This window comes from Flavobacterium enshiense DK69, assembly GCF_000498495.1.
In the GTDB taxonomy this organism is placed as follows: Bacteria; Bacteroidota; Bacteroidia; order Flavobacteriales; family Flavobacteriaceae; genus Flavobacterium; species Flavobacterium enshiense.
In genome coordinates this window covers 367,622-383,813 of the sequence record NZ_AVCS01000015.1, presented here as the reverse complement: position 1 = coordinate 383,813, position 16,192 = coordinate 367,622, and the positions used below count along the sequence as shown (strand labels likewise).

Below are 16,192 nucleotides of genomic sequence, written 5' to 3'. Positions count from 1 at the left end.
TAATATGGATACTTTCGAAAATAATCATACTCCGCTAACCGAAACATCAAACCATGATTTTTCGGGCGAAACAAAACAAACAACAACATCTTCGGATGAAAATGTAAACTTTCAGACGCGAATCAATCTCGCGCCATTGTTACAAAGCGTAAACGAAATTAAAACCGAATTGAGTTCGGTTATCGTCGGGCAGCATAAAATGATTGATCAGTTATTAGTGGCTGTTTTATCGAACGGACACGTCCTTTTGGAAGGCGTTCCGGGAGTGGCTAAAACCATAACTGCCAAATTGCTTTCCAAAACATTGGCGTTGGATTTCAGCCGAATTCAGTTTACGCCCGATTTAATGCCTTCAGATATCATCGGAACGTCTGTTTTTGACTTGTCAAAATCGGAATTTCAGTTCAAAAGAGGTCCGATTTTTTCCAACTTCATCCTTATTGACGAGATTAACCGTGCCCCAGCCAAAACGCAGGCCGCACTGTTCGAAGTAATGGAAGAACGTCAGATTACCGTTGACGGAAAAGCCTATAAAATGGACACTCCGTTTTTGGTAATCGCTACCCAAAACCCTATCGAACAGGAAGGAACATATCGTTTGCCGGAAGCGCAATTAGACCGTTTCCTTTTTAAAATCAGCATCGATTATCCAAACCTTGATGAGGAAATCAGCATCCTTCAAAAGGAAAATGCACTACAGGACCGTAACAAACTGGATAACATCCGTCAGATTCTTTCTAAGTCTGAGATTGGAAAATACCAGAGCTTGGTAAAACAAATTATGGTTGAAAGTCATTTGGTAGAATACATTGCAAAAATAACAATGAATACCCGTGAAAATGCATTCCTTTATTTAGGGGCATCGCCTCGTGCATCCATTGCGATTTTAAATGCAGCCAAAGGTTTTGCAGCGCTTCGTGGACGTGATTTCGTAACTCCGGAAGACATCAAGGATGCCGCAGTTCCTGTATTGCAGCACCGTGTAATGGTAACGCCGGAACGCGAAATGGAAGGTATTACATCCACCGAAATCATCCGACAAATTATTGATACTGTAGAAATTCCGCGCTAATGCAGTTTTTTAAGAGATTATACCTGAACAATCTGTTTTTCTATGTGCTTTTAGGCATCATGGCAGGTTTTGTTTTGGCTTATTTTTTCCCAAGCCTGTACAAGGTTTGTTGGCTCTTTTTGTTTTTGCTGATGGCTTTTACGGCAATCGACATACTGCTGCTTTTTGCAAGCCGTCAGGACGTAAAAGCATCGCGGACAACTCCCGAAAAACTTTCTAACGGAGACGAAAACGCCATAATCATCAAACTTAAAAACCACTACTCTTTCAGTGTGTTTGCGAAGGTAATTGACGAGATTCCGTTTCAGTTTCAGATGCGCAATTTCGAAATCAAACGAAAATTAGGCGCAAACGAAAAAGACCATTTTGAGTACCAGTTACGCCCAACAGAACGAGGAGAATATTTCTTCGGAAACCTGAATGTTTACATCTCCTCCCCGCTTCGCCTGATTTCAAGACGTTTTACGTTTGCCAACAATCAAATGGTGCCTACCTACCCTTCTTACATCCAGTTGCGAAAGTATGATTTGATGGCTTTTTCCAACAATCTGATGCAATACGGATTGAAAAGAATCCGCCGCATTGGGCATACAATGGAATTCGAACAAATTAAGGAATACGTTCAGGGCGACGATATCAGAACCTTAAACTGGAAAGCGACCGCGAAACGCAACCAACTGATGGTAAACCAGTTTCAGGACGAAAAATCGCAATCGGTTTACATGGTAATCGACAAGGGCCGTGTGATGAAAATGCCTTTCAACGGATTGAGCCTGCTGGATTATTCGATTAATGCCACCTTGGTTTTATCCAATGTGATTCTGAAAAAAGGCGATAAAGCCGGATTGTTTGCATTCTCCAAAAAAGTAGAGAACAGGGTTTTGGCCGAACGTCGTCAGTCGCAGATGAACCTGATTCTGGAAAATCTGTACAATATCAAAACCGATTTCTTCGAAAGCGATTATAGCCGTTTGTATGTGGACATCAAAAAGAATATCAACCATCGAAGCCTGATTATTTTGTATACCAATTTCGAAACCGTTGATGGTTTACACCGCCAACTACCCTATTTGAAAGGAATTGCAAAAAATCATTTACTGGTTGTCGTTTTCTTTAACAATACCGAGTTAAACGACCTGATTCATAAAAAAGCGACAACTATTCAGGACGTATATGATCAGACGATTGCTGAAAAATTTGCTTTCGAAAAACGTCTGATTGTGAACGAACTTAAGAAATACGGCATCTATTCGGTATTAACCCAACCGGAGAATCTGACTTTGGATACTATCAACAAATACCTGGAAATTAAAGCAAGAGGAATTTTGTAAGATGTTCGGAATATCTCCTTAATTTTGTCCCTTCAGCTGCAATAAAATGAAACAAATTACTTCTGTTCAGAATCCGTATATAAAATCCCTGGTTCAACTTCAGGAAAAAGCCAAAACCCGCAAACAAACGGGGACATTTTTAATTGAAGGTCAGCGTGAAATCATGTTGGCACAAAAAGGCGGTTATGAACTGGAAACCATTTTGTTTTTACCCGAATTGATTTCAGAAAACGAAATAAAACAACTGACGCGACAAAAAGTCGAACTGATTGAAATTTCAAAAGAAGTCTATCAAAAATTGGCTTACCGAGATACCACAGAAGGAATTCTTGCCATAGCCAAAACCAAATCTTTACAATTATCGGATTTAAAATTATCAGACAACCCACTGATTTTAGTTGCCGAAGCCACCGAAAAACCGGGAAATATAGGAGCTCTTTTACGTACTGCCGACGCCGCTAACCTTGATGCGGTTATTATTGCCAATCCGAAAAGCGACATGTACAACCCGAATGTGGTCCGCTCAAGTGTTGGGTGCTTATTCACCAGACAGATTGCCATAGGTTCTACTGAAGAAGTTATCGCTTATCTAAAAGAGAAAAATATTGCTATTTATTGCGCCACTTTACAGGATTCGACCTTCTATCACACTCAGGACTACTCTACTCCATCTGCATTAGTAGTAGGCACGGAAGCCACGGGTTTAACTGAGGCCTGGAGAAACGCCAGCACTAAAAACATCATTATCCCAATGCAGGGCGAAATCGATTCGATGAACGTTTCGGTTGCGGCTGCCATACTTATTTTCGAAGCGAAAAGACAAAGAGGTTTTTAAGGAGAAGAACCAAGAAATCAGATTACAGAAAGCAATAAGCAGAAGAAACGCATTCCTAAATCACATTGTATTTTATATAACCACAATTGTGATTATTTCATCTAATATAAATTATTTAATCACATTCTTGTGATTTTATTTTATTAAAATTATTTTCAGCCACACTTTAGTGATGATTTTTAAAATTCATTAAAATAATCACGTTCCCATATTTTTAAGAATAATCAGGCAAGTTTTCAATACCAATTTTACTTCCTTTTTTTTCTAACTCATATCAGCTATTTATAAATTTGTCATACTTTTATTTCAAATTTAGTTTTTCATATAAAACATTAAAAATAAAAAATGGCTTCCATGAAACATTCCTTCTTACTGACATTCATTTTTATTACAATTTCAACATTTGCGCAAATTCCAAACAAACTGAGTCCTGCAGATAAAATATACGGTCTCTCTAAGTTTTGGCAGGAAGTGAATTATAATTTCATTTACCTTGAAAAAATAGACCGAAACATGTGGGACAATCGATATAAGGAACTTATCACATCAGTCCAAAACACAAAAAACGATTACGAATATTATCGAGAACTTCAAAAATTTTGTGCTTTGCTGAAAGACGGTCACACTAACGTGTATTTACCAAAAGGAATTGAATTGATGAACACTATGTTTGGAGATTACAGGCTTTTCATTGAAAACATCGACCACAAAGCAATAATTACACGGACAAATCTGAGCAAAAAAGACGAAATCCCTTTTGGCAGCGAGATTATTGAAGTAAATGGAAAACCCACACAAACATATATTAATGAAAATGTAGCCCCTTATATTTCCTCCTCAACGGACTACGTTTTGGAAGATTGGTCTATGTCCCGATTGTTACAAGGCCTGGAAGGAGAAACGTTCAACGTGAAAATCAGAAAACCAGACAACAAAATCATCATTTTAAACCTAACCCATAAAAAAACGGAGGAAAAAGAGGTTTTCCCTGCCTTTGAAAAAGTAAGAGAACTTTTGGATTTTAAATGGGTAAACGACAAAATTGCTTATGTGGCCTTGAATTCGTTTTCAAACGAAAAAATTGACAGTCTGTTTATCCAAAAACTACCCGAATTGTACAAAGCCAAAGGATTAATCGTCGATTTAAGATATAACGGAGGCGGAAGCACGACGATTGGCACTGAAATTCTAAAATATCTTACGAACGATAAGATTTTATATGGCTCAAAAAACTCGAGCCGACTTCATATCCCAAGTTTTAAAGCCTGGGGAAAATTTGTCACCGAAAAAGACACCCTAAATGATGCTTGGAGGAAAAAAGCGTACCTGACTTACAACGACAAATTCTATTATGATTTTGATTATAAACCCGATACAATAAAATTGGACGCAAAAAGAATTGTAGTTCCGACAGTACTGCTACTCGGACACAATACAGCTTCGGCTGCTGAAGATTTCTTAATTTATGCCGACAATCAAAAGCATATGATAAAAATGGGTGATAAATCATTCGGAAGTACAGGACAGCCCCTAATGTTTGATTTACCAGGTGGCGGTTCGGCAAGGATTTGCACAAAAAAAGATTCCTACCCCGACGGAAGAGAGTTTGTTGGATACGGAATTAAACCAGATATAGAAGTAAAACCAACTTTAAATGACTTCCTGACCAAAAAAGATCCTGTCATGGAAAAAGCAGTCGACTATTTAAAGAAAAAAATCTGATAATAAATAATCAAAGGAAAATCCAATCCCATCCTTTAACTAATGATAAATTTTATCTTTGTTGAATTACGTAAAATCTCAAGTATGAAATCCAAATTAGCATTCTTATCGCTTTTCATCGGCTTTAGCTTATCGGCTCAAATGACATCAACCAAAATTGATGAATTGGTGGAAAAAAGTATGAAAACCTTCAACGTTCCTGGAATTGCAGTCGCCGTCGTAAAAGACGGGAAAGTGGTCCACTTGAAAGGATACGGGGTGCGTTCCATTATCACCAAACAAAAAGTAGACGAAAACACCTTATTCGGAATCGCATCCAACAGCAAAGCATTTACGGCTTCAGCCTTAGCTATTTTAGTGGACGAGAAAAAACTGAACTGGGACGATAAAGTCATCAAATACATTCCTGATTTCAAGATGTACAATGATTACGTGACCAATGAATTCACCATTAGGGATTTATTAACCCATAGAAGCGGACTTGGAATGGGTGCCGGCGATTTAATGCTTTGGCCGGAAGGAGGTGATTTTACTGCAACCGACATCATTCATAATTTGCGCTATCTGAAACCGGTATCGAGTTTCAGGACTAAATTCGACTATGATAATCTGCTTTACATCGTTGCCGGGGAAATTATTCAGAAAGTATCGGGGAAATCCTGGCCTGAATTTGTGGAAAGCCGCATCATGCTTCCGCTTCAAATGGAAAAAAGTAAAGGTAACTGGCACCGAATTCCCGACACTACAAACGTAGTTACGCCTCACGTACCATTAAAAGGAAAACTTGGCATAACCAAACAAAGCAAAAACTCTGTAATGGATGCTGCAGGCGGAATTTTCTCCAACGTTTCCGATATGAGCAAATGGGTATTGATGCAATTGAACAAAGGAAAATATGGTCCGGAAAATAAGGCGTTGTTCAGCGAGGCACAACACAACGAAATGTGGGCTCCACAAACCATAATCCCTACAAACACAACGCCACCTTACAATACACACTTCGGTGCTTATGGTTTAGGTTGGTTTTTAAATGACGTGAAAGGCTACAAACAAGTTACACATACCGGAGGCCTTGAAGGAATGGTGACCCAAGTAACCCTGATCCCGGAACTGAATTTAGGCATCGTGGTTTTAACCAACCAACAATCCGGATCAGCTTTTTCGGCCATTACCAACACCATCAAGAATACTTATCTGGAAATCCCATACAAGGATTATGTGGAAATGTACAGCAAGCGCACACAGGAAGCCACTGCCAACGCAGACAAATCAACGGAGGAAGTCTGGACGACTGTAGCAAACAACAAAACCACGCAAAAAACAAACCTTGATAAAATCATAGGAACCTATACTGACAATTGGTTGGGAGAAATCACTATCAGCGAGAAAAAAGGAAAATACTATTTCGCTTCAAAACGATCACCTAATTTATCCGGAGAGGTTTTCTTTTACAAAGACAACAATTTTGCGGTAAAATGGTTTAACCGTAATATGGAAGCCGACGCATTTATAAATGCAACCTACGACACAACAGGAAAAACCATTAATATCAAAATGAAACCAATTTCGGAGCTAACCGATTTCAGTTATGATTTCCAGGATTTGGATTTTAACCGCATAAAATAACCATTAACATTCAGAATAACATTTTATTCAACTACAAGAACCTGCAAGTTTTAGGATTTGCAGGTTTTTGTTATTTATGAAAACTTTTTTGACACCATTATTTTTCTAAAACTTAACATCAGCCTTATATTATTTTTCTTATATTTAAACATTACGAATCAAAAAATCAGCAACAATGGCACAAGTTTCTATTTACCTGAACTTTCAGGGCAACACTGAAGAAGCATTCAATTTTTACAAAAGAGTATTCAACAGCGAGTTTAACACTCCAATCATTCGCATGGGAGACATGCCCGGACCAGAAGGAGCTCCGCAACTTTCTGACGAAGAAAAAAACAAAGTAATGCACGTAAGCATGCCTATTATCGGCGGAACCAGAATCATGGCCACTGATATGCTGGAAAGCATGGGGCACAAAGTTGTAATCGGAAACAACACAACGATCAATTTAGACCTTGACACAAAAGAAGATGCTGATAAGTATTACGGTCTTTTATCTGAAGGTTCTACAGAATGCATGCCTATGAGCCAGCAGCCTTGGGGATATTGGGGAGTTTGTTTGGATAGATTCGGTATCCGATGGATGTTCAACGTTATGAACAAACAATAATCTTAAAATCATATTTCATAAAAAAGAGGTCATGCAAATGGCTTCTTTTCTCTTTTTTTTTTAATATCCCCTAGCTTGATATTCAAACAAAAACGCGAAGTATATGTTTTAAGCAAAGTCCGGAGACTTTGCGAAGCGGACCTATTTCAGTTGTGATTTTCAGGATTTGGATATTAACCTATAAAATAAACTTAAACGTTCAAAAATGATTGCTTTTTTTATATAAAGTATCAATCTGTTTGCAAACTTCATTTCTTTGGCTTATTTTTAGGTACTTAATGAATTATCATGACAGAGATCGATTTAGAAGCTGAAAACAAAGCAATTGCAAAAGAATATAAAGAGTTGCTCCGCATAAGTTACCAAACGCTTTCGGAAGAGGACAAAAAACTTATCCGAAAAGCATTTGATGTAGCTGTGGATGCACATAAAGACCAACGCCGTAAATCGGGTGAGGCTTATATTTTCCATCCGATTGCCGTTGCCAAGATTGTAGCCAACGAAATCGGATTGGGCGCCACTGCCATTGCAGCAGCTTTAATGCACGATGTGGTGGAGGACACAGACATTACCGTGGAGGACATCGAGCGTATGTTCAATCCTAAAATTGCGCGTATTGTTGATGGCCTTACAAAAATGGCGAAAGTCAAAACCGATCAGGAGATTTCCATGCAGGCGGAAAATTTCCGCAAGATGTTATTGACTCTGAATGATGATGTCCGTGTAATTCTTATCAAAATCGCCGATCGTCTGCACAATATGCAAACCATGGAAAGCATGGTAGATTACAAACAGGCGAAAATCGCTTCGGAAACCTTATACATATACGCTCCTCTAGCCCACCGATTGGGTCTTTATAACATCAAAACCCAGCTGGAAGATTTAGGATTAAAATATACCGAGCCTGCAGTTTACAACGACATTGTAAGTAAAATGAAAGAGAGCAAGGAAGAGCAACAGGCATATATCAAATCCATTGCCGATGTCCTTAAAAGCTCTTTAGACGAAGAAGGCATCGAATATACCATGAAAGGACGACCTAAATCGGTATATTCCATCCGTCGCAAAATGTTGGCACAAAACGTTACGTTTGACGAAGTGTACGACAAATTTGCGCTGCGCATCATCTATAAATCAAATCCGCATGACGAAAAATTCCTGGCCTGGAAGATTTATTCGATTGTGACCGATCACTATCGCCCGAGTCCAAGCCGTTTGCGCGATTGGATTTCTTCGCCAAAATCAACGGGATATGAGGCATTGCACATTACCGTTATGGGGCCGAAAGGCCGTTGGGTGGAAATTCAGGTGCGAAGCGAACGCATGGATGAAATCGCCGAAAAGGGATATGCAGCGCATTACAAATACAAACAGGGAGCCACAGAAGAGAACAGCCTTGATGTTTGGCTGAACCAGCTAAAAGAGGCACTGGAAAATTCTGAAAGCAATGCTGTTGACTTTGTAGAAGATTTCAAACTGAACCTATATGCAAAGGAAATTTACGTTTTTACGCCAAAAGGGGAAATCAAATCGTTGCCTAAAGGAGCCACCACACTGGATTTTGCCTTCAGTATCCACTCGGAAGTGGGAGTAAAAACAAGAGGGACACGCGTTAACGGAAGACTGGTTCCACTAAATCACGTTTTGAACAGTGGGGACCAAGTGGAAATCATTACATCCCCTAACCAGAAACCAACGGCAAACTGGCTGGATTATGTAACCACATCCCGCGCAAAAAATAAAATCAGAAACGTACTTAATGAGAGTACCAAAAGAATAGCCGAAGACGGAAAAGAAATCCTTAACCGAAAACTGCGTCATCTTAAAATCACGCTTAACGAACAAACCATCAATGAACTTGTAAACTTTTTCAAATTGCAAACCAGTCTTGATTTGTTTTATCGCGCCGGACTTGGCACTATCGACAACCAACAATTGAAAGATTATGCCGCGCAGAAAAGCAACACGTTGGTTAATTTCTTCAAGAAAACCATCAAACGGTCGCCTTCTGCACATCCGGAACATATCCACAAAGAAGAAATTAGCAAAAACTACGATTTGTTGGTTTTTGGAGCAGAACAGGATAAACTGGATTACAAATTGGCAACCTGCTGTAACCCGATTCCGGGCGATGATGTGTTCGGATTTGTAACAATCAATGAAGGCATTAAAGTGCACCGTAAAAATTGCCCGAATGCCCTTAGCATGCAATCGAATTTCGCCTACCGCATCATTCAGGCCAAATGGATTGACTCCTCACAGGAAGAATTCAAAGCTTCTCTGAAAATCACCGGAATGGACACGCTTGGTTTAACCAACGAACTTACCAAGGTAATCTCTAACCAAATGAACGTAAACATCCAGAGTATTTCCTTGAGTGGTGAAGCAGGATTGTTTAACGGACAGGTGACTGTTATCGTACAGAACAATATCATCCTGAAAAAACTGATCGAAAACATCAAAAAAATTGATGGCGTGGATAAAGTAATACGCGTAAACAATGTTTAAAAAGCTTTTGATAAAGTATCTACATTAAATCTTTCACCTCACAAAAAATAACCGTATCTTTGCCGGTCTTTTATAGCAAGCCTTAAATGGAAAACAATAAGAATCAGGAAATTGTAAAATCAGTATTCACGAAATATCTTGAAGAAAAAGGGCACCGCAAAACGCCGGAACGCTATGCTATCCTTCAGGAAATTTACGAAAGTCAGGATCATTTTGACATTGAATCGCTGTACATCAAAATGAAAAACAAAAACTATCGTGTGAGCCGTGCTACGCTTTACAACACGATTGAATTGTTATTGGAATGCGGTTTGGTAAGACGCCATCAGTTTGGTCAGAATCAGGCTCATTACGAAAAATCCTATTTCGACAAACAACATGATCACATCATTATGAGCGACACTGGCGAAGTAATCGAATTCTGTGACCCGAGAATCCAAACGATAAAGCAAACCATCGAAGAAATTTTCGGCATTAGCATTCACAACCATTCGCTTTATTTTTACGCTACAAAAAAACAAGAATAAACAGAATTGCTTGTTTAAGCATTCTTAAAAAATATAAAACAACTAAAATAACAAACAACACAATGACAGTAGATTTACTGCTAGGCTTACAGTGGGGCGACGAAGGCAAAGGAAAAATCGTTGATGTTCTTACTTCAAAATACGACATCATAGCTCGTTTTCAGGGCGGACCTAACGCTGGACACACTTTAGAATTTGACGGAATCAAACACGTTTTAAGAACTATCCCTTCAGGGATTTTCCACAAAACAGCAGTTAACATCATCGGAAACGGTGTAGTTATCGATCCGGTGGTTTTCCAAAAAGAATTGGAAGGTCTTGAGAAATTCAACATGGACATCAAATCTAAACTACTGATTTCCAGAAAAGCTCATTTAATATTACCAACACACCGCTTATTGGATGCTGCTTCAGAAACAGCAAAAGGAAAAGCAAAAATCGGTTCTACCTTAAAAGGAATTGGCCCAACTTATATGGACAAGACAGGTAGAAACGGAATCCGTGTAGGAGATATTGAGCTTACTGATTTTAAAGAGCGCTACAGAGCTTTAGCCGACAAACATGAAGCGATGATTTCGTTTTATGATGTTGACATGCAGTACAATCTACAGGAAATGGAAACTGAGTTTTTTGAAGCAATTGAAGTTTTAAAATCATTACAGTTCATTGACAGCGAAGAATATCTAAACAGCGCAATGAAAGCCGGAAAATCAATCCTTGCTGAAGGTGCTCAGGGCTCATTACTTGATATTGATTTCGGAACTTACCCGTTCGTTACTTCATCAAACACTACTGCTGCCGGAGCTTGTACAGGGTTAGGAATCGCTCCTAATAAAGTAAAAGATGTATTCGGAATTTTCAAAGCATACACTACCCGTGTTGGTAGCGGACCTTTCCCAACCGAATTATTCGACGAAGACGGACAAACCATGGCTAAAGTAGGAAACGAATTCGGTTCTGTTACCGGACGTGCGCGTCGTTGCGGATGGTTAGACCTTGTAGCCTTAAAATATGCCGTACAAGTAAACGGTGTTACTCAGTTATACATGATGAAAGGCGACGTTCTTTCAGGTTTCGACACTTTAAGAGTTTGTACAGGATACAAATACAAAGGCGACATAATCAACCACTTGCCTTATAACATTGAGGAAGAAAACGTAACTCCGGTTTATGTGGAGAAAAAAGGATGGAAAGCTGATTTAACAGGCATGACCAAATACGACGAACTTCCTGCCGAATTGAAAGAATATGTGGAATTCATCGAAAAAGAAGTTGGAGTTCCAATCAAAGTGATTTCTGTAGGACCAGACAGAACACAGACAATCATGAAATAATTCAAAAACGCCTTCTTTGGAAGGCGTTTTTTTTTATTGCTACGGTTTTTCTTTTACCCTCTCCCTTACCCCTTTTCTTCCCTTTCCCTCACAACAACACAAATAATTCTTAATAAAAATCGGCTTTCACGGATTTTACTTAAATTTGGGCAAAATTTCACGCCTTGAAAAAACACATCCTATTCATATTAAGTGCCTTTTTTGTTGGACTTACCTCTTTAGCTCAAGACAAAAAAATTATACGAATTGTCCATTCTGATTTCATCGACATGGATCAAACCGAAATTCCGGGTGCCATTCTATTCACAGGAAACGTTCAGGTAGAACACGACGGGGTAATTATCAATTGCAACAAAGCCTATCATTTTAAAGATGAAAACTACGTAAAAGCCTTTGGAAGTGTCCGCTTGAACCAAGGAGACTCCATTTCAATGACCAGTAAATATGCAGAATACAACGGAAATCAAAAATTTGCTTTTGCAACGGGAGATGTGGTTTTACGCTCGCCGGAATCTACTTTAACAACAGACACAATCAACTTCGACAGAGCCATCCAACAAGCATACTACAACACTTACGGAACCATCATCAACAAAGAAAACACCTTAAGAAGTAAATCGGGACGTTATTTTTTAAACGAAAAGAAATACCAGTTTAAAACAGCAGTAACAGTCACCAATCCGCAATGCACAATAAAAACGAACCATTTGGATTTTTATGACAATTCCGGACATGCATATGTTTTTGGTCCGTCTACCATTACCAGTAAAGAGAATGTAATTTACACGGAAAACGGTTTTTACGACACCAAAAACCACACGTCCAACCTGTCAAAAAACTCAACAATCACCTACAAAAACCGGAAAATAAAGGGCGATAAGATTTATTACGACCGGAAACAGGAATTTTCCAAGGCCATCAATAATGTAAAAATTACAGACAGTATCAACCGCATGGTTGTAAAAGGACATTATGCTGAGATGTATAAAAACAAAGATTCCATGTTTATAACCAAAAAAGCATTGGTTTCTTCCTTTGTAGAAAACGATTCGGTTTACATTCACGCAAAGCGTTTACTTGTTACAGGAAAACCAGGAGAACGCATTGTACGCGGGTTTAACAATGCAAGAATATATAAGTCAGACATGAGCGGAAAATGCGATTCAATTCATTCCGATCAGAAAAAAGGATTGACGCAATTAATCGGAAGACCTATTCTATGGAGTCAAAAAAGCCAATTAACCGGAGAGATAATGCACCTGATTGGCAATAACAAAACAGAAAAAATGGATTCCTTAAAAGTGATGAACGATGCTTTTATTATACAGAAAGATACGATTGGCAATGGTTATAATCAGGTAAAAGGACTGAATCTGTACGGGAAATTCCGAGACAACAAACTCTATGAAGTCGACATGGTAAAAAATGCAGAAATGATTTACTACATGTATAATGACAAAAACGAATTAGTAGGAATCGATAAAGGCGTTTGCAGTTCGATTCATCTGGAATTGGAAGACAACAAAATTCAAACAGTGACCAAATTCGTGAATCCGGAAGGACAGATTTATCCCGAAAAGGACTTACCTGAAAACGCACGAAAACTTAGAGGATTCATCTGGCGAGGAGACGAAGAAATCAAAACCCTGGCCGATATTTTCCCGAAAGAAGAAACCGAATTGGGTGAAAAAATAGCCATCGAAAGCAAAAAAGAATCACTGAAAGCCGAAAAACCAATGGAAGTTAAAAAGGAAACTTTAAACTACGGCAAACCGGAAAAGAAAACAACTTCGCCAGCTAAAAAGAAGAAAAAGAAATAGTATACGATTGCAGTTATCTATTTTTCAAATAACTGCATAATCAAATCCCAGCCCCTTAACAATGCTTAAAGATTTCTATAAATATCAGGCCCAAACCTCTCCTTATCCTTTAGGAATGGAGGTTTCACATGCCAAAGGTTCCTATATATACGACACCAAAGGAAAAGCCTATTTGGACTTCGTAGCCGGTGTTTCTGCCTGCACACTTGGGCATCAACACCCCAGAGTCCGGGAAGCTATTGTAAACCAGCTGGACAAATATGCACACGTAATGGTTTACGGTGAATACGCACAGGATCCTGCGGTAGAACTATGTAAATTATTGGCAGAAAACACGCCTGATCCATTAGATAAAGTCTATTTGGTAAATTCAGGAACGGAAGCTACAGAAGGAGCTTTAAAATTAGCCCGCCGCGTAACCGGAAGAAGCCAACTTATTTCATGTTATAATGCTTATCACGGAAATACAATGGGTTCGATGAGCGTGATGGGATTTGAAGAACGCAAGCAAATCTTCCGTCCGTTAATTCCGGATGTGGATTTTATAACATTCAACAACGAAGAAGATTTACTGAAAATCACAGAAAAAACGGCCGGAATCATCATGGAAACCATTCAGGGTGGAGCCGGATTCATTCAGCCTCATAATGATTTCCTGAAAAAAGTACGTCAGCGTTGTGATGAAGTTGGTGCTTTATTGATTTTAGACGAAATTCAGCCCGGATTCGGACGTACAGGAAAACTGTTCGGATTCCAGAATTATGATATTATTCCCGATGTTGTTGTAATGGGCAAAGGAATGGGCGGCGGCATGCCTGTAGGCGCTTTTATGGCCAAAACAGAATACATGGATTTGCTGAGCCACGATCCAAAATTAGGGCATATTACTACTTTCGGGGGACATCCGGTTATAGCCGCAGCATGTCTTGCAACGTTAAAAGAGCTCCTTGAAACGGATTTAATGCCTCAAACATTGGAAAAAGAGCAATTAATTCGTAAATTACTAGTACATCCTTTAATTAAAGAGGTTCGAGGCGAAGGTTTAATGCTGGCCGCAATGACAGAAAGTCCTGAAATCACCAATAAAGTCATTTTTAAATGTCAGGACAAAGGACTTATCTTATTTTGGCTGCTGTTCGAAGGGTGCGCCATCCGCATCACTCCGCCCCTTACTCTTACTAATGAGGAGATTGAAGAAGGTTGTGGCATCATTCTTGAAGCTATGAATGAAGTGATGGAGGAATTAATGAGTGAGGAATAATTAAACAACTGGTAACCAATAGCAAAAAACCACAAATCAATTGTTAATAATATTGTTTACAACATAAAAACGTTCATCACTAAAAGGCCTAAAACCTTTAGTAATTTTAATAGGGATAATTTTAAACAAGTTGAGTATGTATTTGAGTAACGAGGAAGAGGAAAACAGTTTATCCTTATCAAAGTTTGAATCTATGTTGAAAACCAACAAGGTATTCTTCTTTGACTCGGAAGAGTTTGAAGACATTATTCTTCATTATCTCGACACGGGCAGAATAAACTTGGCCAAAAAGGCTTTAAAATTAGGCTTAGAACAACACCCCAAATCGACCGGTTTGAAGTTGGTTCAAGTAGAACTTTTAATTTTTGAGGACAAACTCGACATAGCTGAAAAAATGCTAAACGAGTTATATGCCCTCGAACCTACAAACGAAGAAATTTATATTCTAAAGGCTAATATTCATTCGAAAAGGGATGAACACGAAAAAGCCGTTGAATTACTAAAATATGCACTGAAATATACCGACGATTATGTGGATGTTTATTCCTTAATCGGGATGGAATATTTATTCATGGACGAATTGGAACTGGCAAAGGAAAACTTCATTAAATGCCTGGACGAAGATTTAGACGATCATTCCGCCCTATATAATGTCGTATACTGTTTTGACTTCTTAGACCAGAACAACGAAGCTATTTTGTTCCTGAACAGTTTCATTGACCGAAACCCTTACAGCGAAGTCGCATGGCACCAACTTGGACGCCAATATTATACCATAAAGGATTATGACCAAGCTGTTCGAGCTTTCGATTATGCTACCCTGATCGATGAAAATTTCCTTGGCGCTTATCTTGAAAAAGCTAAAGCTTTGGAAAAACTAAAAAAATACCAGGAAGCCATTGACTGTTATATGGTAACTATGGAATTGGATGACGCTACATCTTTCGCCTTATTACGCGTAGGGAAATGTCATGAAAAATTAGGCAACACTGAATTAGCACTGCAGTTCTATTTAAAAACCGTTCACGAAGATCCTTTATTAGACAAAGCATGGATTGCCATAACCGACTTTTACATTCGTCTGAAAAATTTCCAAAAAGCCTTATACTATGCAAATAAAGCCCTTGGAATAGATAATGAAAACAAATTATACTGGAAACGATATGCTACAATAAACAAAGCGTTGCATTTCTTTGAAGAAGCAGAATATGGTTACCGAAAAGCAGTGGAATATGGCGATTGTGAATTAGACACCTGGTTATTCTGGTCAGATATTTTACAGTTTCTGGGCGAATTTGAAAGTGCCGTCCAAACGCTATTACAGGCAACCGAATATTTCCCGGAAGAATACGAAGTGGAATATCGCCTAGCAGGCTTGTATTTTATGCTTCAGGATGATACTAAAGGAAAATTCCACCTTGCCAACGGATTGCGACTGAATTTCGAAAACAGAACAGTGCTGGAAGAATTATTCCCTGTAATCTGGAACCGAAAAATTGTCCAAAATGCTGTCGAAAAACATAAAAAAGCAAACGAAGAGTAAACC

General features: G+C 38.7%; 12 protein-coding genes. All 12 read left to right on the top strand.

What is annotated here, in order from left to right; all coding sequences use genetic code 11:
• Positions 1-4 precede the first annotated feature (4 nt).
• The 12 genes from FEDK69T_RS11695 to FEDK69T_RS11640 all read left to right on the top strand — a co-directional run bounded on the left by FEDK69T_RS11695 (position 5) and on the right by FEDK69T_RS11640 (position 16,189).
• Complete coding sequence (locus tag FEDK69T_RS11695; RefSeq protein WP_023574374.1) at positions 5-1,072, top strand: AAA family ATPase; 1,068 nt, start codon at positions 5-7, stop codon at positions 1,070-1,072.
• Complete coding sequence (locus FEDK69T_RS11690; RefSeq protein WP_035629706.1) at positions 1,072-2,403, top strand: DUF58 domain-containing protein; 1,332 nt, start codon at positions 1,072-1,074, stop codon at positions 2,401-2,403. The genes FEDK69T_RS11695 and FEDK69T_RS11690 overlap by 1 nt, the downstream gene beginning before the upstream one ends.
• Before the next feature lie 46 nt (positions 2,404-2,449).
• Complete coding sequence (locus tag FEDK69T_RS11685; RefSeq protein ID WP_023574372.1) at positions 2,450-3,238, top strand: TrmH family RNA methyltransferase; 789 nt, start codon at positions 2,450-2,452, stop codon at positions 3,236-3,238.
• A 354-nt stretch (positions 3,239-3,592) separates the two neighbouring features.
• A complete protein-coding gene (locus tag FEDK69T_RS11680) occupies positions 3,593-4,960 on the top strand; it encodes a S41 family peptidase (protein WP_023574371.1) in 1,368 nt (455 codons plus the stop codon).
• Positions 4,961-5,044: 84 nt separating this feature from the next.
• Positions 5,045-6,586, top strand: a complete 1,542-nt coding sequence (locus FEDK69T_RS11675; protein ID WP_023574370.1) for a serine hydrolase — start codon at positions 5,045-5,047, stop codon at positions 6,584-6,586.
• Positions 6,587-6,761: 175 nt separating this feature from the next.
• Positions 6,762-7,196, top strand: a complete 435-nt coding sequence (locus FEDK69T_RS11670) for a VOC family protein (protein WP_023574369.1) — start codon at positions 6,762-6,764, stop codon at positions 7,194-7,196.
• A gap of 288 nt (positions 7,197-7,484) precedes the next feature.
• A complete protein-coding gene (locus FEDK69T_RS11665; RefSeq protein ID WP_023574368.1) occupies positions 7,485-9,704 on the top strand; it encodes a RelA/SpoT family protein in 2,220 nt (739 codons plus the stop codon).
• 86 nt (positions 9,705-9,790) lie between these two features.
• On the top strand, positions 9,791-10,231 hold the full coding sequence (locus FEDK69T_RS11660; protein ID WP_023574367.1) for a Fur family transcriptional regulator: 441 nt from the start codon (positions 9,791-9,793) through the stop codon (positions 10,229-10,231).
• Between the two features lie 62 nt (positions 10,232-10,293).
• Entirely contained in the window at positions 10,294-11,565 is a 1,272-nt protein-coding gene (locus tag FEDK69T_RS11655; RefSeq protein ID WP_023574366.1) for an adenylosuccinate synthase, read from the top strand.
• A gap of 164 nt (positions 11,566-11,729) precedes the next feature.
• Positions 11,730-13,385, top strand: a complete 1,656-nt coding sequence (locus FEDK69T_RS11650; RefSeq protein WP_023574365.1) for an OstA-like protein — start codon at positions 11,730-11,732, stop codon at positions 13,383-13,385.
• Between the two features lie 61 nt (positions 13,386-13,446).
• Positions 13,447-14,646: an aspartate aminotransferase family protein gene (locus FEDK69T_RS11645; protein ID WP_023574364.1), complete on the top strand. Its 1,200-nt coding sequence runs from the start codon at positions 13,447-13,449 to the stop codon at positions 14,644-14,646.
• 136 nt (positions 14,647-14,782) lie between these two features.
• A complete protein-coding gene (locus tag FEDK69T_RS11640) occupies positions 14,783-16,189 on the top strand; it encodes a tetratricopeptide repeat protein (RefSeq protein ID WP_035629705.1) in 1,407 nt (468 codons plus the stop codon).
• Positions 16,190-16,192 lie beyond the last annotated feature (3 nt).

Bases quoted from the DNA above. Each gene is read 5' to 3' on its own strand.
- FEDK69T_RS11675 (WP_023574370.1), top strand. From the start codon at position 5,045: ATGAAATCCAAATTAGCATTCTTATCGCTTTTCATCGGCTTTAGCTTA.
- FEDK69T_RS11685 (WP_023574372.1), top strand. From the start codon at position 2,450: ATGAAACAAATTACTTCTGTTCAGAATCCGTATATAAAATCCCTGGTT.
- FEDK69T_RS11640 (WP_035629705.1), top strand. From the start codon at position 14,783: ATGTATTTGAGTAACGAGGAAGAGGAAAACAGTTTATCCTTATCAAAG.
- FEDK69T_RS11665 (WP_023574368.1), top strand. From the start codon at position 7,485: ATGACAGAGATCGATTTAGAAGCTGAAAACAAAGCAATTGCAAAAGAA.
- FEDK69T_RS11645 (WP_023574364.1), top strand. From the start codon at position 13,447: ATGCTTAAAGATTTCTATAAATATCAGGCCCAAACCTCTCCTTATCCT.
- FEDK69T_RS11690 (WP_035629706.1), top strand. From the start codon at position 1,072: ATGCAGTTTTTTAAGAGATTATACCTGAACAATCTGTTTTTCTATGTG.
- FEDK69T_RS11660 (WP_023574367.1), top strand. From the start codon at position 9,791: ATGGAAAACAATAAGAATCAGGAAATTGTAAAATCAGTATTCACGAAA.
- FEDK69T_RS11655 (WP_023574366.1), top strand. From the start codon at position 10,294: ATGACAGTAGATTTACTGCTAGGCTTACAGTGGGGCGACGAAGGCAAA.
- FEDK69T_RS11695 (WP_023574374.1), top strand. From the start codon at position 5: ATGGATACTTTCGAAAATAATCATACTCCGCTAACCGAAACATCAAAC.
- FEDK69T_RS11680 (WP_023574371.1), top strand. From the start codon at position 3,593: ATGAAACATTCCTTCTTACTGACATTCATTTTTATTACAATTTCAACA.
- FEDK69T_RS11670 (WP_023574369.1), top strand. From the start codon at position 6,762: ATGGCACAAGTTTCTATTTACCTGAACTTTCAGGGCAACACTGAAGAA.